This window comes from Skermanella mucosa (genome assembly GCF_016765655.2).
In the GTDB taxonomy this organism is placed as follows: domain Bacteria; phylum Pseudomonadota; class Alphaproteobacteria; order Azospirillales; family Azospirillaceae; genus Skermanella; species Skermanella mucosa.
Genome location: NZ_CP086106.1, coordinates 4,490,663 through 4,508,769, shown reverse-complemented (window position 1 = coordinate 4,508,769; position 18,107 = coordinate 4,490,663). Strand labels below are relative to the sequence as shown.

The following is an 18,107-nucleotide window of genomic DNA, read 5'->3' as shown; positions in this document are numbered from 1 at the left end:
GTCGCAGATCCTGCGACCCGTCCGAAGGTTTCGATCTGTATTGAATGGCTTTCACTGTCCGTTAAGCATTTTTCCGGATCATGGTTTTGCTACGAAAAGGTGGAACCGGCTTCGCGCCGCCCTGTCCCGCGGCGCCTGAACGCGACTGGAAACATGACCGAACACCTGACCCAACGGGATGTCGAACGGCTGCTGGCGGATCCCTCGCCGCAGACCAGGGCCGAAATGGCCGCCAAGGTGGCGGCCAGCCTCGAAAGCGTGAGACTGACCGACGGCGAGCGCAAGCTGGCGGAAGGCATCGTCCGGGTGATGGCGCGCGACGCGGCCGAACGCGTGCGCCAGGCGCTCGCGGAGAACCTCAAGTCGTCGCAGAGCCTGCCTCGGGACGTGGCCCTGACGCTGGCGCGCGACGTGGAGGCGGTGGCTTTGCCGGTCCTCGGCGCCTCGTCCGTCCTGACCGACGACGACCTGATCGAGCTGGTCCGCACGGGCACGGTGGCCAAGCAGACCGCGATCGCCGGCCGGCCGGAGGTAAGCGCCGAGGTCGCCGACGTCCTGGTCGAATCGGCGCCCGAGCAGGCCGTCGCCCGTCTCGTCGCCAACCCGGGCGCCCGGATCCCGGAGGAGAGCCTGGGCCGGGTGCTGGACCGCTTCGGCGACAGCCCCGCCGTCCAGGAGCCGCTGGTCCACCGCGACCAGTTGCCGGTGACCGTCGCCGAACGGCTGGTCGCCCTGGTTTCCGACACGCTGCGCGACTACCTGGTCACCCATCACGAACTCCCCGCCGGAATAGCGAGCGACCTCGTCCTGCAGAGCCGGGAACGTGCGACGGTTTCGCTGTTCACCGACGGCAAGGACGATGCCGACGTGGAGCGGTTGGTCGAGCAGCTCCGCCTGAACGGGCGCCTGACGCCGTCCCTCATGCTTCGCGCGCTTTGCATGGGCGACGTGGCCTTCCTGGAGGCGAGCCTTTCCCTGCTCGGCAAGGTTCCGCTGACCAATGCCCGCCTGCTGATCCACGATGCCGGGCGGCTCGGCCTGAAATCGCTCTACGAGCGGGCGGGATTGCCGGCCCGCTTGCTGCCCGCCTTCAGGATCGCGGTCGATGTCTCGCACGAGACGCTTTTCGACGGCGAACCGGGTGACCTGGATCGCCACCGCCGCCGCATGATCGAGCGCATCCTGACCCAGTACGAGGATCTTGCGTCGGACGATCTCGATTATTTGCTCAACAAGTTGGGCGATCTGGTCGAACCGGCGGTCTAGAAACTTGGCGGCGTGCAGGCGCTGACGACCTCGCAGACCTCATCCCCGACCGTCCGGAATCGGTGAGGCAGCCTGCTGTTGAAGTAATAGGCGTCCCCGGGCCCGAGCACCCGACGCTGGTCGCCGATGGTGACCTCCAGCTTGCCGCGCAGTACGACGCCGCCCTCTTCGGAGGCGTGGCGCAGCATGCTTTGCCCGGTGTCGGCACCCGGTTCGTAACGCTCGTGGATGATCTGCAGCGCCCTCGAAGCCAGGTCGCGCCCGACCTGGGCATAGCGGATCGGGCCGTCGCTGATCACCACCAGTTCCTCGGCCCGGAAGAATACCTGCTCACGCGGGGCCTGTTCCATCGAGAAGAAGTCCGCCAGGCTCATCGGGATGCCGTCGAGCACCTTCTTCAGCGATCCGACCGACGGGCTCGACCGGTTCTGCTCGATCAGCGAGACCGACGCGTTGCTGACCCCGGCGCGCTTCGCCAGTTCCCGCTGGGACAGGCCGTGCATTTCGCGGATCGCCCGCAGCCTGGCGCCCACATCGAAGTCCATCGCCGCCGCTCCTGTTAAACCTGTTGAATATATTGAACAAGAGCATTGCCGACGCGCAAGGGCCCATATTGCCTCGACTTCGGGCCGGAAAGCGCTTGTCGATTTTCTTGAGCGTGGCTTACGCTGAACATCAGTACAGATGGACCGTTTTGTCCAGGCCATCGCAGTTCAGCCATTCTTCCCTGCCATTCTTCAAGGAGAACCCGTCATGGACGGCAGTACGACGCCCAGCCAGCCGAACAATCTCGAAGCTTTCTGGATGCCGTTCACCATGAACCGGCAATTCAAGAAGGCGCCGCGCATGCTCGTGTCGGCGGAGGGCATGTATTACACGTCCCAGGACGGCCGCCAGATCCTCGACGGCGCCGCCGGCCTTTGGTGCGTCAACGCGGGGCACCGTCGCCCGAAGATCGTCGAGGCGGTCCAGCGCCAGATCTCGGAACTGGACTACGCGCCGGCGTTCCAGATGGGGCATCCGCTGGCGTTCGAGCTGGCGTCGCGGCTGACCACGATCATGCCGGGCGACCTTGACCACGTCTTCTTCACCAATTCCGGCTCCGAATCGGTCGATACCGCGCTGAAGATCGCGCTGGCCTATCAACGGGCGCGGGGCGAGGGTACCCGTCAGCGGCTGATCGGGCGCGAGCGCGGCTACCATGGCGTGGGCTTCGGCGGGATCTCCGTCGGCGGCATCGTCTCCAACCGCAAGTTCTTCGGCAGCCTGCTGAACGGCGTCGACCACATGCCGCACACCCACGACAAGGCGCACCAGGCGTTCAGCCGCGGGCAGCCGGAATGGGGTGGCCATCTGGCCGACGAACTGGAGCGCATCGTCACCCTGCACGATGCGTCGAACATCGCCGCCGTCATCGTGGAGCCGGTCGCCGGCTCGACCGGCGTGCTGATCCCGCCGCAGGGCTATCTCCAGCGGCTGCGCGAGATCTGCGACAAGCACGGCATCCTGCTGATCTTCGACGAGGTGATCACCGGGTTCGGCCGCCTGGGGGCCGGTTTCGCCACCGAGTATTTCGGCGTCATGCCCGACATCGTCTGCACCGCGAAGGGCATTACCAACGGCACCATCCCCATGGGGGCCGTGTTCGTGCGCAAGCACATCTACGACGCCTTCATGACCGGTCCGGAAGGCGCCATCGAGCTGTTCCACGGCTATACCTATTCGGGTCATCCCGTCGCCTGCGCCGCAGGGCTCGCGACCCTGGACACTTACCAGGAGGACGGGCTGTTCCAGCGCGCGGCCGACCTGGCGCCCTATTGGGAGGAGGCGGTCCACAGCCTGAAGGGGGCTCGCCACGTCATCGACCTGCGCAACCTGGGCCTGATCGCCGGAATCGAGCTGGAGCCGCTGCCCGGCCAGCCGACCAAGCGGGCCTTTGAAGCCTTCCTGAAGTGCTACGAGCGCGGCGTGATGATCCGGACCACCGGCGACATCATCGCCATGTCCCCGCCGCTGATCATCGAGAAAGCCGAGATAGACCGGCTGTTCACCACCGTCCGCGAGGTGCTCGAAACCATCGAGTAGCACGCCTCCTCGGCGCTTACCGCTTCTCCTCAGGGCTTCTCCAGGTTCGTGCAGAGGTGCGGTTCGGACGCGCACAGCACGGGCCGGGAGTTGCCGAGGTCGCCGCGGGAACACACGGCCGAGGTGCGGGCGTATTCTTCGCGCGAATCGAGGCGGTCGTGGAGGCTGTCGCGGTCGCTCTGCATGTCGCGCGAGACCCGGTCCACGTGCTGGCGCACCGCCCGCGCCATCCGCTCGCCGATGCGGGTGACGTCGGCTTCCCGCCGGGCGACCTGCCCGCCGGTCTGCTTCGCCGCGAACTCGACGGCGCGCTGCATGATCGGGGCGAAACGCTGCAGCACGTCCTGGTCGATCCGGTAATGGACGATCTCGTGGCGCCAGACCGACTCGCGGGCGCACGCGTCGTCCGCCAGTTCGCGCCCGATATAGATCTTCGGCTCGGTCAGGGTCAGCGTCACCTCGATCGTGTCCATGGACACGCAGATCTCCCTGCCGTCGTTGACCCAGCGGTACCGGGCCGATTGACCGACCGCTATAGCGCCGGTGTAGAGCCCGGCCGGATGGGCGCCGGGTTTTCGGAACAGGCGCGTCAGTTCGCTGAAACTGAGATCCTCGCTGGCGAGCACGTCGGTCCCGGCGGTCCTGACCGTCACCGTCGGAGGAGGGGGCCGGGTGGAGCAGGATTGCGCCGCGGCTTGGACCGGCCCCACGGCACAGAACAAGGGCAGGGCGAGCATCAGGATCAGGATTCTGGGGGGCACGGATCGACGCTTGGCTGTTGGCACGGAATTCCGGAACGGGAAGACCATTCGTCCCTAAGATTACGACTTTTTTGCAATCGATCCGAGCACTGTCCGCGTGCCGGCCCTACTCCTTTCACAATAGGTCGCGCAGCCGGAACCAGGCCATGGCGAGCACCAGCAGCGGCATCCGGGCGGGGCCGCCGGGGAAACGCCGATGGGGCAGCCGGGCAAGCACGTCGAACCGCTCGGCGGTCCCGCCGACCGCTTCCGCGATCAGCTTCCCGGCCAGGCCGGTCAGCGCCACGCCATGGCCCGAGTAGCCCTGGGCGAAATAGGTGTTGGAGCCGATCCGCCCGAAATGGGGCGTGCGGTTCAGCGTGATCGCCACATGGCCGCCCCAGCAATGGTCGATCCCGGCGTCGGCCAGCTGAGGGAAGTAGCGCAGCATCGTGCGGCGCAGGATACGCTTCAGGTCCGGCCGGTCGAGCCCCGAATAGCTGACGCCGCCGCCGAACAGCAGCCGGTGGTCGGGCGAGCGCCGGTAATAGTTCAGCACGAAATTGACGTCGGCGACCGCGTGTCCGCAGGGGATCAGGGATGCCGCCCGTTCCTCGCCCAACGGCTCCGTCGCGATCATGTATGTCGCGACCGGCATGATCTTCGCCGCCAGCTCCGGCACCAGCCCGCCCAGATAGGCGTTGCCCGCCAGGATCAGGTAGTCCGCCCGGACCGTGCCTGCGGCGGTGTGGGCGGCCGGAGCGGCGCCGGTGTCGAGCCGTTCGACCCGGGAGCCCTCGAAGATCCGGACGCCTGCCTCGGCGGCCGCACGGCCCAGCCCGATCGCGTAGTTCAGCGGATGGAGCTGCCCGCTGCCGCCGTCGAACAGCCCGCCGACATAGGCATCGGAGGCGACCATGGAGCGGATCTCGTCCCGGTCCAGCAGGCGCGCTTCATGGTAGCCGTAATCGTCGCTCCACTCCGACCCCAGCTCGCGCAGCCCGGCGAGCTGCCGCTGCTTCAGCGCCGCCAGGACATAGCCCCAGCGCAGGTCGCACTGGATGCCGTGGCGCTCCACCCGGTCCGTCAGGATCCGCTTCGACTCCTCGCCCAGGTCCCACAGCAGGCGCGCGTCGTCCTTGCCGACCCATCCGGCCATGGTCCCCATGGAGGGATTGTATGCCGTGACGATCTGGCCGCCGTTCCGTCCCGAGGCGCCCCAGCCGATCCGCTCCGCTTCCAGGAGCACGACGTCATAGCCGCGCTCCGCGAGGTGCAGGGCTGCGGAAAGCCCGGTATAGCCTCCGCCCACGACGCAGACGTCGCACCGCAGGTCGCCCGCCAGCGGCGGATGATCGGGTTGGGGCAGGGCGGTCTCGGCATACCAGGAACGGGGATGGCCGCGGCCGGCCATCAGGCCCGCCCTTCTCGGGAGGGCCACCGGCTGTCGCACCAGGGTGTCCAGCGGCGCCACCGGTCCAGGGTCTGCCTGGGCGAGAACATGGCGGCATGCAGCCCGGCGATGGTCAAGGTCATGAATACTCCGGCATAGATCACGTCACTGAAGAAATGGGCTCCCATGCCGATCCTGAGGAGCCCCGCCGCGAGTCCGGCTGCCATGCCCGCGGCGAGCAGCGGTCCGGCGAAGCGCCGCGCCGCCACATAGGCGAAGATCTGCAGGTAGAAACCCATGGCCGCGTCGCCGGCGACGAAGGAGCAGTTCTTGTGGCACTGGTTGCTGATCACCATCGGCGGACTGAAATACTGGTCGCCGCCGAATTCTTCCACCTGCACCGGCCGGGCGCGGCTCCACATGTCCTTCAGCACGACGTTGGCGACCAGCCCGGGTCCGAGCACCAGACCCAGGAACAGGAAGGCCCAGCTTCGAGGTCCCAGCCCGATCAGCGTCGCCGATGCGCCCTCGCAGGTCCGAAGCAGGTTCCACAGCGAGCGGCCGGCGGTATACAGGAATGCCAGGAGGGTCGCGGCGCCGATGATCCGCGCCGCGACCTGGATCGCGGAGTGGATCGCCTCCGGTACCGGCTGGTTCCGCCAGACGAAGCCGCCGGCCTGATCGTAGAACAGCCTGGAGATGCCGAGATCGATGGCCGGCACCAGCACCAGCAGGATCAGGGTGGCAAGACCCATCCGGGTGATCCAGCGTGTCCGGCGGGACCGGAGCACGGTCGGGTCGCCGTCGATCCGGATCGTTTCGTCGAGGTCCATCGTCGCGTTCCGCAGTGAGCCATGGGGCCGGCGGGGAGACTTTATGGGCGGCAGGCCGCCGCGTGTCTACCCCGGGCGCCGAGTCGGGGGCCGCGCCCTAACAGCGCGGCCCCCGGCCCGGGACGGCTCAGCCGCCGAGCGCCTTCTCGCGCAAATTCAGGTAGGCGAGGTCGCTCCACCGGCTCCAGGCGCGGGACTTCTCCAGGGCGGCGGAGAAGGAGGCGTGGACCTTCCGGGTCATGTCGTTGGTGCCGGAGATCTCGGCCATGACCTCGCGGGTCGCCCGGCCCATCTCGACCGCCACCTCCTCCGGCCATTCGCGGAGCTGAACGCCGTGGTCGCGGACCAAAGGCTCCAGCGACTGGGCGTTGTGATAGGTGAAGTCGGCCAGCGTGGTGGTCGCCGTCGCCTGGGCGGCGGCCGCGACGATCTGCTGGAGGTCCTTGGGCAGGGCGTCGTACTTCTGCTTGTTGACGCTGATCTCCAGCGCCGGCCCGGCCTCGTGGAAGGCGGGCAGGTAGTAGAACTTGGCGATCTGGTACAGGCCGAACGCCAGGTCGTTCCAGGGGCCGACCCACTCCGCCGCATCGACCGCGCCCGACTGCAGGGCCGCGAAGATCTCGCCGGGCGGCGTCAGCACGACGTTGACGCCCATCTTCTGCATGACGGCGCCGCCCAGGCCGGCGATCCGGAACTTCCGGCCGCGCAGGTCGGCCAAGCCCGTGACCTCGCGCACGAACCAGCCGCCCGCCTGCACGCCGCTGTTGCCTGCGTAGAACGGCTTGACGCCGAACGGCGCGTAGGCTTCGTCCCAAAGCTGCTGGCCGCCGCCGTAGTAGATCCAGCCGCTGAACTCGGCGGCCGTCAGGCCGAAGGGAACGCCGGTGAACCAGTGGAACACCGGGTTCTTGCCCTGCCAGTAGTAGGGCGTCGCGTGCAGCATGTCGGCGGTGCCGCTGGCGACGGCATCGAACGCCTCGAACGGCGGGACCAGCTCGCCGGCGGCATAGAGCTTGACCGTGAGCCGGCCGCCGCTCAGGGACCCGATCATGTCGGCGGCCCGCTGGGCGTTGACGCCGACGCCGGGCGCGTTCTTGGGCCAGGACGTGACCATCGTCCACTGCTGGCGGCCCTGGGAAATGGCGGGAGCCGGAAAGCTTGCGGCCGCACCCAGTGCTGCGGCGCCGCCGGCCGCGCCCGTGGTGAGGAATTGACGTCTTTTCATGTCGCCTCTCTTGGTGGAAGCCTGTTCGGCACCCTTGGGGGCGGCATAGTGCCTCCTTCGATCCTTCCGCACAACGGAGATACCCCCGCGGGCTGCGAAACCCGGGCGATATCCCGGCCAAAGGGCCTCGTCAGGTCAGAGCGGTTCGCCGCGCGTCACCGGGGTGACCGGAGCGGCCAACGGAGCCGGTGCCGCCGTCGCCCCGCCGGACTGGTACGACGGCCGGGTCTGGTCGGGATAGGGTTGGGCCGGTGCCGCTTCCGGCACCGTCAGGTCCCGGCCCCGCGCCGGGGCATAGCCTTGCTGGCGTCGGGTCTCCTGTACCTGCGGATCGTTCTCGACCCGGTTGATGACGAACTTGGTGCCGTCGGCGACGCCGCCGGCGACCATTTCGATGACACCGCAGCCGGACAGCAGCAGCGGCAAGGCCAGGAAAGCAATGCGCATGGAGGATCCTTCGCTTCGTACTCCCGATGCGCTAAGGCCACGGCGCTCCCGGTGCAAGCACCAAATCGGGTTTGGCCAAGCGAATTTTGCCCAACCCGCAACGGCCCCCCTGGCGCGTGCCGCGCCATCGACCCATAATGTCCCGTGTCAAGCGCAACAACGCGGAGCCGGCCGGGGATGCGCCCGGGCCGTCAGATGTATGAACCTCCTCAGCGATTTCATCCAGGGCCGCCAGATTACCGAGGTCGAGTGTCTCGTACCGGACATGTCCGGGATCGCGCGCGGCAAGATCCTGCCGGCCGAGAAGTTCCTCCGCATCCTGCGCGAGCGCGGCTTGCGCATGCCGGAGGCGATCTTCATCCAGACGGTGACCGGCGAGTACCCGGATGACGAGGATGTCACCAGCCCGGCCAATTCCGACATCTACATGCGCCCCGACGAGAACACGATTCGCATGGTGCCCTGGTACGCCGAGGCGACCGCGCAGGTGATCAGCGACTGCGACTATGCCGACGGCAGCCCGGTGGACATCTCGCCGCGCTGGGTGCTGAAGCGTGTCCTGGAACTGTACGACGAGCGCGGCTGGCAGCCGATCGTGGCTCCCGAGCTGGAATTCTTCCTGGTCCAGATCAACAAGGACCCGGACTACCCGCTGGTGCCGCCGGTCGGCCGCTCCGGCCGGACCGAGAGCGGCCGGCAGGCCTACGGCATCGACGCGGTAAACGAGTTCGACCCGATCTTCGAGGACGTCTACGACTACTGCGAGGCGCAGCGGATCGATATCGACACCCTGACCCACGAGGCCGGCGCCGCGCAGATCGAGATCAACTTCAACCACGGCGACGCGCTGGAACTGGCCGACCAGGTCTTCCTGTTCAAGCGGACGGTCCGGGAAACGGCGATCCGGCACAACGTCTATGCCACGTTCATGGCGAAGCCGATGCAGGGCGAGCCTGGCAGCGCCATGCATGTCCACCAGAGCGTGGTCGACAAGAACACGGGGGAGAATCTCTTCTCCAACGCCGACGGGGAGGACACCCCGCTGTTCCTCAGCCACATCGCGGGCCTCCAGAAGTACCTGCCGTCTGCGATGCCGCTGCTCGCCCCCAACGTCAACTCGTACCGCCGCCTGATCGCCGGGTCGGATGCCCCGATCAACGTCCATTGGGGCCGCGACAACCGCACCACCGGCTTCCGCGTCCCGGTCTCCCAGCCGGAGTCGCGGCGGGTCGAGAACCGCGTCGCCGGAGCCGACGCCAACCCTTACCTGGCGCTCGCCGCGTCTCTCGCCTGCGGCTACATCGGCATGATCCACTCGCTGGAGCCGACCGACCCGGTCAAGGGCAGCGCCCACCGCCTGGCCTACACGTTGCCGCGCCACCAGTCCGACGCGATCACCAAGTTCAACGCCTGCAAGCCGCTCCGAGAGATCTTCGGCGAGCGCTTCGTCGCCGCCGTCACCCATGTCAAGCAGGCGGAGTACGACGCCTATCAGCGGGTGATCAGCTCGTGGGAGCGGGAGAACCTGCTGCTGAACGTGTGAGGGCTGTCCCTAGCGAATCGCCGCTGCCGCCCGGGGATGCGCCGGCAGGATGCAGACGACACGGTTCGCGTCCGCTTCCAGAATCGGGGGCGGACAGCCTTCTTCCCGCATCGTCCGCAGGATCGTCGGGATGCCTTGCCCTTCCGCCTGGGCGATCTGCAAGCGGTTAAAGAACCAGGCAAGTGTCTGGTTCCGCCAACGAGGGCCGGCGCGACCCTGGCGGAACGCCTCCGGATCGGTGCCGAGCGGCAGCGGTCCGGGCGACACGAACTCCATGCGATCGGCGAAAGCCGTGATCCGGGTCGGGTCCGGCACCTCGTAGTCCCGGTGGGCCACCGCATTACCCACCGCTTCATAAAGCGCGCGAAGCGGGTACTTCATCACGTTCGGGGAGACAGGGTCGGTCTTGTCGAAGATCGTATAGGTCTGGTTGCTCGACAGCTCCTGGAACCGGCGGACCTGGGACAGGAGGTCGCCGGCGATCTCGTGCCTATGGGCGTGGGCGTCGGACCGGTCCGTGCCGGGATAGACCGAAAAGAGGCCTACGGCGCCGGGCACGAAACGATGCGGTTCCCGTCCGAACAGCAGTACCGCGAAGTTCCGGGGCCTGACCGTTCCGGTCAATGGCTCCCGCACGCAGAGCGTGGGGACGAACGGGCTGAGCGTCTCGCCCCCCGTCAGGTAGGGATCGAGTCCGAGGTCGGCCGAGAATACCCTCATCCGATGGAGCGTGTCGCGCAGCACCAGGAGATCGAGGTCGTCCAACGTGGCCCCGTCGCAGGGCCGGCGGTCCCACGGCTCCAAGGCGTGCTTGCGGACGAGGAGTTCACGCAAAAGGCCGTTTCTCGCTTCTATGGTGGACCGGCTGTCACGGATGAAATGGGCCGACGCTCCGCTGTCCTGCCGGAAGGTGTGCGCCTGCCGTGTCGCAGGCTGGGTGAAGACAAGGATGCGGCGGTCGTCGCTGTCGGCCGGCGCTTCGCCGACCAGCGGCATCAGCGCCGGAAACACGCGGTCCCTGCACCGGGCCAGGACCTTGCCCTTGAGTTCCTGGAGGCGCGCCGAGGTGAGGCCGGTCCGCACCAGCCGGGGAAAACCATGGGCATCCCTGTCCTCCTTGGCACCGCAGACTACGTAGCCACCGCCCAGGTTGCTGAGGTCGTTGGCGAAGGCGGACAGGGTCCGTACGACATCATCGATGTCGGCCACGTTTTCCTTCCACTCGACCTGCTCGCTTTCGCGCCTGGAGAGGCTTTCAAGGTCAACCGGTCCGGTCATACGATCCCGCTGTTCAGTCCGTGCCGCCGCATTCGAGGTGCATGATCCTGCCGCCGGCATCATAGCGGACTCTTCGCCGCTCCGCCCCATCCTTGTCGTCTCCGACCGACCCGCCAAAACTTCGATGCGAATGTCGCGTTGCGGCGTTGACAACCCCCCTGCCCATGAGTGCAATAACCGCCGACGCGGCGATGCCCAAACCGGTCGGCGTAAATGGGGACGCGTCCGCTTGGCCGGAGTGATGAAATTTCCTAGAAGGTCGGGGTTCAGCGGGATGAAGCAGAGGATCGTAAGCAGCCTGATCGGCGCCGTTGCCGCCGTCGCCATTGCGGCGCCGGGTCTGGCGTCGGCACAGACGGTCAACATCTACAACTGGAACGATTATATCGGCGAGACGACCCTTGAGGACTTCAAGGCGGAAACCGGTATCTCGTACAATTACGACATCTACGACAACCTGGAGATCCTGGAGCAGAAGCTTCTGGTCGGCCGGTCCGGCTACGATCTCGTGGTGCCCACCGCCGAGCCGACCATGAGCCGGCTGATCAAGGCCGGGGCGCTCCAGAAGCTCGACAAGTCGAAGATTCCCAACCTGAAGAACCTCGACCCCGTGCTGATGAAGCAGGTCGAACGGTCCGACCCCGGCAACGAATACGGCGTCATCTACCAGTGGGGCACCATCGGGATCGGCATCAACGCCGAGAAGATCAAGGCCCTGATGCCCGACGCGCCGCTCGACAGCTTCGACCTGATCTTCGATCCGGAAGTCGCGAAGAAGATCGCGCCGTGCGGCATCACCATCCTCGATTCGGCGACCGACACCTTCCCGACCGTGCTTCACTATCTCGGCCTCGACCCCAATTCGGACAAGGCGGAGGACCTGAAGAAGGCCGAGGAGACGCTGATGAAGATCCGCCCCTACGTGAAGAACTTCGTCACGGGGCAGAACATCAATAATCTCGCGGCCGGCGACGCCTGCGTGGCGCTGGCCTATTCGGGCGACGTGATCCAGGCGCAGGCCCGCGCCGCCGAGGCCAACGCCGGCGTGACCGTCGACTACGTCGTGCCCAAGGAGGGCGTGCAGCTCTGGTTCGACATGATGACGGTGACGGCCGATTCGCCCAACACCGACGCGGCCCACCAGTTCATCAACTTCGTGCTGAAGCCCGAGGTCATGGCCGGCATCACCAACTACACCAACTACGCCAACGCCGTCCCGGCGTCGCTGGAGCAGGTGGACGAGGCGGTCAAGACCAACCCGGCGGTCTTCCCGTCGGAGGAGGCGAAGCAGAACATGTTCACCGTCTCGGCCGTGTCGCCGGCGGCCGAACGGCTGCGCACCCGTTCCTGGACCCGGGTCAAGACCGGCCAGTAAGCGGGTATCGCCGTCCAAAGTAACCCAAGCCCCGGCCGGTCGCGACGGCCGGGGCTTCTGTTTGCCGGATGCCGTGATCGCAGGGAGAACCCGGAAATGGCTCAGCCCAACCGCAAGATAAAGCTGGAACCCTGGCAGGATCCCAAGGAACAGCCCTATGTGAGGATCGAGAAGGTCACGAAGAAATTCGGCGACTTCACGGCCGTGGACGACGTGTCCCTGTCGATCTACCGGGGGGAGCTGTTCTCGCTGCTGGGCGGGTCGGGCAGCGGCAAGACAACGCTCCTGCGCATGCTGGCCGGCTTCGAGATGCCGACCTCGGGCAAGATCTTCATCGACGGCGTCGACATGTCGAACATCCCGCCGTACGACCGCCCGGTCAACATGATGTTCCAGAGCTATGCCCTGTTCCCCCACATGACGGTCGAGCAGAACATCGCTTTCGGCCTGAAGCAGGACCGCGTGCCGCGCGACCAGATCCGCCAGCGCGTCGCCGAGGTGCTGGACCTCGTCCAGCTCGGCCGGTTCGCCAAGCGCAGGCCGCACCAGCTTTCCGGCGGGCAGCGGCAGCGCGTGGCGCTGGCCCGAAGCCTTGTCAAGCGGCCCAAGCTGCTGCTGCTTGACGAGCCCCTGGGGGCGCTTGACCGGCGCCTGCGCGAACAGACCCAGTTCGAGCTGGTCAACATCCAGGAGCAGGTCGGCATCACCTTCGTGATCGTGACCCACGACCAGGAGGAAGCCATGACCATGTCGTCACGGATCGCGGTGATGAACAGCGGCTGGATCGCCCAGATCGGCACCCCTGCCGAAGTCTACGAGTATCCCAATTCGAAATACGTGGCCGAGTTCGTCGGCTCGGTCAACATGTTCGCCGGCCGCATCCTGGAGGACGAGCCCGACCATGTGCTGATCCAGTCGGAGGAGGCCGGCTGCGACCTTTATATCAACCACGGTGTTCCGGTTCCGCTGGGCACGCCGGTCTCGGTCGCCGTCCGGCCGGAAAAGATGGCGCTGTCCAAGGAGCCGCCGGCGGCGGGCAGCGCCCGCAACGTGGCCCGCGGGACGGTGCGGGAGATAGCCTACCTGGGCAACCTGTCGATCTATCTGATCGAACTGGAGTCCGGTAAGATGGTCCGGGTCACCCAGCCGAACTTCAGCCGGCTGACCGAGATGCCGATCACCTGGGAGGACCGCGTGTACGTCACCTGGCAGCCCTTCGCGGGTGTCGTGCTGACCCAATGAGGGGGCTTCGATGAGCAGGCAGGGTTTCGTTCCGCTGGGGGACCGCATGAGCAAGGACGCGCCGTCGCCGGGCTTCGACCTCGGCCAGTTCCTTCCCGTCCGCCTGGTGCTGGACCTGCTGCGCCGGCTGGGCCTGATGGGGCGTGGGCTGGTCATCATGGTCCCGTATGTCTGGCTGCTGCTGTTCTTCCTGATCCCCTTCGCGATCGTGCTGAAGATCAGCTTCTCCGAAGCCGCGATCGCGATCCCGCCCTATACCGCCCTCGTCGAATGGGCGGAGGAGACATCCCTGGCCATCCGGCTGAACTTCGGCAGCTACCTGTTCCTGCTGACCGACAGCCTGTACGCGGTGGCCTATCTGAATTCGCTGAAGATCGCCTTCGTCTCGACCGTGCTGTGCCTGCTGCTGGGCTATCCCATGGCCTACGGCATCGCCAAGGCGCCGCAGGCCTGGCGCGGGCCGTTGCTGATGCTGATCATCCTGCCGTTCTGGACCTCGTTCCTGATCCGGGTCTATGCCTGGATCGGCATCCTGAAGCAGGAGGGCCTGCTCAACAATTTCCTGCTCTGGCTGGGCGTGATCGACGCGCCGCTCGCGATCCTCTACACCGACACGTCGATCTATATCGGCATCGTCTATTCCTACCTGCCGTTCATGATCCTGCCGCTCTACGCGACCCTGGAGAAGCTGGACGACACCCTGCTGGAGGCGGCGGCCGACCTGGGCGCCAGACCCTTCAAGGCGTTCCTCAGCGTCACCCTTCCGCTCTCGGTGCCCGGCATCGTCGCCGGCTCGCTGCTGGTCTTCATCCCGGCGGTCGGCGAGTTCGTGATCCCGTCGCTGCTGGGCGGACCGAACACGCTGATGATCGGCGCCGTTCTGTGGAACGAGTTCTTCGCCAACCGCGACTGGCCGGTCGCCTCGGCGGTGGCGATAGCGCTGCTCCTGTTCCTCGTGGTCCCGATCATGCTGTTCCAGTATTACCAGGGCAAGCAGCAGGAGGCGGCAAAGCAATGATGCGGCGTTCCAGCTTCGTGCTCACCATGATGGCGTTCGGCTACGCGTTCCTGTACGTGCCGATCATCCTGCTGATCATCTATTCCTTCAACGAGAGCCGCCTTGTCACGGTCTGGGGCGGCTGGTCCACCAAGTGGTATGCGGAACTGCTGAACAATCAGCAGATGCTGTCCGCCGCCTGGCTGTCGCTGCGCATCGCGGCGGTCAGCGCCACCTTCTCGGTCGTGCTCGGCACGCTGGCCGGCATGGCGATGGCGCGGTTCGGCCGGTTCCGCGGCCGTACCCTGTTCGGCGGCATGATCACCGCGCCCCTGGTCATGCCGGAGGTGATCACCGGCCTGTCGCTGCTGCTGCTGTTCGTCTCCCTGGAGCAGTTCATCGGCTGGCCGGCGGGGCGCGGCATGACCACCATCACTATTGCCCACATCACCTTCACCATGGCCTTCGTCGCGGTGATTGTGCAGTCCAGGCTGGTCAGCCTGGATGAATCGATCGAGGAGGCCGCGATGGACCTGGGCGCCCGGCCGGCCAAGATCTTCTTCGTGATCACCCTGCCGATCATCTCGCCGGCCATCGTGTCGGGCTGGCTGCTGGCCTTCACCCTGTCGCTGGACGACCTCGTGATCGCCAGCTTCGTGTCCGGCCCGGCCTCGACCACGCTGCCCATGGTGATCTTCTCCAGCGTGCGGCTCGGCGTGACGCCGGAGATCAACGCCCTGGCGACGATCATCGTGGCCCTGGTGACGACCGGAATCATCGTCGCCGGAGTTTTCATGGCCCGCCAGGAAAGAATCCGGAAGCAGGACGAACAGATGGCGGCCTCGTCAAGCGCCTGAGTTTTTCCGATCTTCTTCCGCTGTCCAGAATTAACCTTCATGCGCGGCGCTGCATTCATCCCATGCGTGCCGCGCATGGCGGCTGCGGCGCATGGGGGCAGGGGGTTGTCTTTCTCCAGGCCGGGGAATATCTTCTCCGTCAGGTGAAACTGCTGAAGAGGCGTATCGTGAATTTCCTCGTGTTCCTTGGCCTGCTCCGTCTCGGCCCCGCCGCCCAGACCCGCTTTCAACGTCCGGCAACCGAGTCCGAGTGGTTCCCGGCCCTGCACCCCCCGACCAGGCGCCGCGATTAGAGCGCTTCGGCCTTCTTTCGTTATTCAAAGAAAAATTTTCGATTATCCCGGCCGGGTTTGCTCCCGTTCCGGGAGGTTGCCAAGATCGCGCCCCGGTGGTTAGTGTCACCGGGGCGTATTCATTGAAGGGGTACCAGACCATGTCCACTCCAGCCGCAGACGGTTTCCGCATGCCGGCGGAATGGGAGCGCCACAGCCGCTGCTGGATGGCGTGGCCCTGCCGCCCCGAAACCTTCGCCGGCGGCATCGACGCCGCCTGCGCCGCCTATGCCGAAGTCGCCCAGAGCATCGCCCAGTTCGAGCCCGTCGCCATGGTGTGCAACCAGGCCGACGTCGCGGAGGTGTCCCTGGCCTGCGGCCCGGGAATCGAGGTGCTGCCCATGCCGATCAGCGACAGCTGGATCCGGGACACCGGGCCTTCCTTCGTCGTCAACGGTGCCGGCCAGGTCGCCGGCGTCGACTGGGGCTTCAACGCCTGGGGCAACAACTATCCGGACCATCAGGTCGATGCCGAACTGGCCGGGCACATGCTGGAGCATCTGGGGCTGCCGCGCTACCAGGCGCCGCTGATCCTGGAGGGCGGCTCGTTCCATGTGGACGGGGAGGGCACCCTGATCACGACCGAGGAATGCCTGCTCAACCCCAACCGCAATCCCAACCTGGGCAAGGCGGAGATCGAGCAGCACCTGAAGGACTATCTCGGTGTCCGCCAGGTGATCTGGCTCGGCCGCGGCTACGAGCAGGACGAGACCGACGGCCACATCGACGAGATCGCCTGCTTCGCCCGGCCCGGCGTGGTCCTGGCGCTGACCACCGACGACACCGGCGACCCCAACTTCAGGATCTTCCAGGACAACCTGGACCGCCTGAAGGCCGCCCGCGACGCCCACGGCCGCGAACTGGAAGTGGTGCCGCTGCGCCAGCCGCACCGCCGCGACCACAACGGCGTCCGCCTGACCCTGTCCTACACCAACTTCTACATCGCCAACGGCGGCATCGTGATGCCGGCCTACGAGGACGCCGCCGACGACGAGGCTTTCCGCACGCTGCGCAAGGTGTTCCCGGACCGGGAGGTGCTCCAGGTGCTGGCCTTGGATATCGTCAAGGGCGGAGGCGGCATCCACTGCATCACCCAGCAGCAGCCTGCCGGCTGAGCGGGATTATGGGAAGCTTCGTGACTCCGCCGGAAAGTTGTGCCATCATAGGGTAACGCGACCGCTCGACACCCCTCAACCAGCCTCAAGGTGCGGGTCATGAACGTCAACATACCGCCGGTACAGCCACCGATCGTCTCCAAGCCGTACAATGCGGCTTCGGCGGCCTATACGGTCAACCCGGCCATGGCGGCGGCCATGCAGACCGCGACCGTCACGCGAACCCAGACGGTCCAGGCACCCGCTCCGGTCTACAAGGCCGAGGCGCCCCGGCGCGCGATGAGTTCGACCGAGACCGGCCAGTCCGTCGATACGACAGCCCAGGCCATCTCGTCGCGAACCTCCGGGGGCGGGGCGCCGAAGGGGCGGGGCAGCTTGGTGGACATCCGAGCGTAGGCTTCATCCTCTGGAGACCGCCCTTTGGAGACCGCCATGGACATCGACTTCCTGGTAACGTCGCTGATCGTCGTCGCGTCACCCGGTACCGGAGTCCTGTTCACCCTGGCGGCGGGTCTTTCGCGCGGATTTCGGGCGAGCCTGATCGCGGCCTTCGGCTGCACCCTGGGCATCATCCCGCACATGGCCGCCGCGATCCTGGGCTTGGCGGCGCTGCTCCATGCCAGCGCGCTGGCGTTCCAGGTCCTCAAGTACCTGGGCGTGGCCTACCTGCTCTACATGGCCTGGAACACGCTGAGGCAACAGGGCGCGCTCAGTGTCGACAAGGACGTCACGCCCCGGTCGGCGGTTCAGGTGATCGTCTCCGCCGTCCTGGTCAATATCCTCAACCCGAAACTGTCGATCTTCTTCCTGGCGTTCCTGCCGCAGTTCGTCAGCGCCAACGAACCGAATCCGCTCCCGCGCATGCTGGAACTCAGCGCCGCCTTCATGCTGCTGACCTTCGCCGTCTTCGTCGGCTATGGGGTGTTTGCCGCTTCGATCCGGAGCCACGTGATCTCTCGGCCGCGGGTACTGGTCTGGATGCGGCGGACCTTCGCTGGCGCCTTCGCGGCTTTGGGGGCTAAGCTGGCGTTTGCCGATCGGTAGAGGTCCGCTCGATCATCAAGCGTGCTTGCCGAAGCCGGATGCCGTTATCTTGCAAATTGCAGAAGCTCTTCTCGACAGGGTTTTGCCGCCAGGAATCAGAATTCACTTACGTCTGTTCTTGACCCGAAGCGGACATTCGGCACGGGCTAACGGTGTGTCCGGCAAACCTCCGGATACTGTTGGTAAATCAATTGAGGAAAATCGAAGCTGCGCAAGCCAGGGAATTGCTGCCCGCCTAAGCTGTGCGTAATGTGCCACGCCTCTATTTTCTTCGGGCAGGCTCTTGGGCAAGTATGGCTGGTCTGGCTATTCCTGTGAGCGTTCCTGCTTCCTGA

The 18,107-nt window shown here is 66.2% G+C and carries 17 protein-coding genes; 10 read left to right on the top strand and 7 right to left on the bottom strand.

Annotated features, from left to right (window positions below; all coding sequences use genetic code 11):
- Positions 1 to 153: 153 nt before the first annotated feature.
- Positions 154 to 1,266, top strand: coding sequence for a DUF2336 domain-containing protein (locus tag JL100_RS20945; protein WP_202682620.1), 1,113 nt, complete (start codon positions 154 to 156; stop codon positions 1,264 to 1,266).
- On the opposite strand, the gene JL100_RS20940 is transcribed toward JL100_RS20945, so the two are convergent.
- Positions 1,263 to 1,811: a cupin domain-containing protein gene (locus tag JL100_RS20940; protein ID WP_202682619.1), complete on the bottom strand. Its 549-nt coding sequence runs from the start codon at positions 1,809 to 1,811 to the stop codon at positions 1,263 to 1,265. The genes JL100_RS20945 and JL100_RS20940 overlap by 4 nt on opposite strands.
- 208 nt (positions 1,812 to 2,019) lie before the next feature.
- Between JL100_RS20940 and JL100_RS20935 the strand changes: the two genes are divergently transcribed.
- Positions 2,020 to 3,351: an aspartate aminotransferase family protein gene (locus tag JL100_RS20935; protein WP_202682618.1), complete on the top strand. Its 1,332-nt coding sequence runs from the start codon at positions 2,020 to 2,022 to the stop codon at positions 3,349 to 3,351.
- Positions 3,352 to 3,380: 29 nt separating this feature from the next.
- On the opposite strand, the gene JL100_RS20930 is transcribed toward JL100_RS20935, so the two are convergent.
- The 5 genes from JL100_RS20930 to JL100_RS20910 form a co-directional block, all read right to left on the bottom strand.
- Positions 3,381 to 4,112, bottom strand: a complete 732-nt coding sequence (locus JL100_RS20930; protein ID WP_202682617.1) for a hypothetical protein — start codon at positions 4,110 to 4,112, stop codon at positions 3,381 to 3,383.
- A gap of 115 nt (positions 4,113 to 4,227) precedes the next feature.
- Entirely contained in the window at positions 4,228 to 5,505 is a 1,278-nt protein-coding gene (locus tag JL100_RS20925) for an NAD(P)/FAD-dependent oxidoreductase (protein ID WP_202682616.1), read from the bottom strand.
- Positions 5,505 to 6,317, bottom strand: a complete 813-nt coding sequence (locus JL100_RS20920) for a phosphatase PAP2 family protein (protein WP_202682615.1) — start codon at positions 6,315 to 6,317, stop codon at positions 5,505 to 5,507. The genes JL100_RS20925 and JL100_RS20920 overlap by 1 nt, the downstream gene beginning before the upstream one ends.
- 127 nt (positions 6,318 to 6,444) lie before the next feature.
- A complete protein-coding gene (locus JL100_RS20915) occupies positions 6,445 to 7,542 on the bottom strand; it encodes a TRAP transporter substrate-binding protein (protein ID WP_202682614.1) in 1,098 nt (365 codons plus the stop codon).
- Positions 7,543 to 7,677: 135 nt separating this feature from the next.
- Complete coding sequence (locus tag JL100_RS20910) at positions 7,678 to 7,989, bottom strand: hypothetical protein (protein WP_202682613.1); 312 nt, start codon at positions 7,987 to 7,989, stop codon at positions 7,678 to 7,680.
- Positions 7,990 to 8,188: 199 nt separating this feature from the next.
- On the opposite strand from JL100_RS20910, the gene JL100_RS20905 reads away from it, so the two are divergent.
- Complete coding sequence (locus JL100_RS20905; RefSeq protein ID WP_202682612.1) at positions 8,189 to 9,532, top strand: glutamine synthetase family protein; 1,344 nt, start codon at positions 8,189 to 8,191, stop codon at positions 9,530 to 9,532.
- A gap of 9 nt (positions 9,533 to 9,541) precedes the next feature.
- Here JL100_RS20905 and JL100_RS20900 read toward each other — a convergent pair whose 3' ends face one another.
- Positions 9,542 to 10,810: an ATP-binding protein gene (locus JL100_RS20900; protein WP_202682611.1), complete on the bottom strand. Its 1,269-nt coding sequence runs from the start codon at positions 10,808 to 10,810 to the stop codon at positions 9,542 to 9,544.
- Between the two features lie 274 nt (positions 10,811 to 11,084).
- On the opposite strand from JL100_RS20900, the gene JL100_RS20895 reads away from it, so the two are divergent.
- The 7 genes from JL100_RS20895 (at position 11,085) to JL100_RS20865 (ending at position 17,772) form a co-directional block, all read left to right on the top strand.
- Complete coding sequence (locus JL100_RS20895) at positions 11,085 to 12,185, top strand: polyamine ABC transporter substrate-binding protein (RefSeq protein ID WP_202682610.1); 1,101 nt, start codon at positions 11,085 to 11,087, stop codon at positions 12,183 to 12,185.
- 96 nt (positions 12,186 to 12,281) lie between these two features.
- Entirely contained in the window at positions 12,282 to 13,427 is a 1,146-nt protein-coding gene (locus tag JL100_RS20890; RefSeq protein WP_202682609.1) for an ABC transporter ATP-binding protein, read from the top strand.
- Positions 13,428 to 13,563: 136 nt separating this feature from the next.
- The gene (locus JL100_RS20885) at positions 13,564 to 14,445 is read left to right on the top strand and encodes an ABC transporter permease subunit (RefSeq protein WP_228421392.1); all 882 of its coding nucleotides are present in this window, start codon (positions 13,564 to 13,566) and stop codon (positions 14,443 to 14,445) included.
- Positions 14,445 to 15,281 carry an ABC transporter permease subunit gene (locus JL100_RS20880; RefSeq protein WP_202682754.1) on the top strand — a complete coding sequence of 279 codons (837 nt, stop codon included), beginning with the start codon at positions 14,445 to 14,447 and terminating at the stop codon, positions 15,279 to 15,281. Before JL100_RS20885 ends, JL100_RS20880 begins: the two co-directional genes overlap by 1 nt.
- A gap of 433 nt (positions 15,282 to 15,714) precedes the next feature.
- On the top strand, positions 15,715 to 16,728 hold the full coding sequence (aguA, locus tag JL100_RS20875; protein ID WP_202682608.1) for an agmatine deiminase: 1,014 nt from the start codon (positions 15,715 to 15,717) through the stop codon (positions 16,726 to 16,728).
- Positions 16,729 to 16,827: 99 nt separating this feature from the next.
- Complete coding sequence (locus JL100_RS20870) at positions 16,828 to 17,124, top strand: hypothetical protein (RefSeq protein ID WP_202682607.1); 297 nt, start codon at positions 16,828 to 16,830, stop codon at positions 17,122 to 17,124.
- Between the two features lie 36 nt (positions 17,125 to 17,160).
- Complete coding sequence (locus JL100_RS20865) at positions 17,161 to 17,772, top strand: LysE family translocator (RefSeq protein ID WP_202682606.1); 612 nt, start codon at positions 17,161 to 17,163, stop codon at positions 17,770 to 17,772.
- The last annotated feature ends 335 nt before the right edge of the window (positions 17,773 to 18,107 follow it).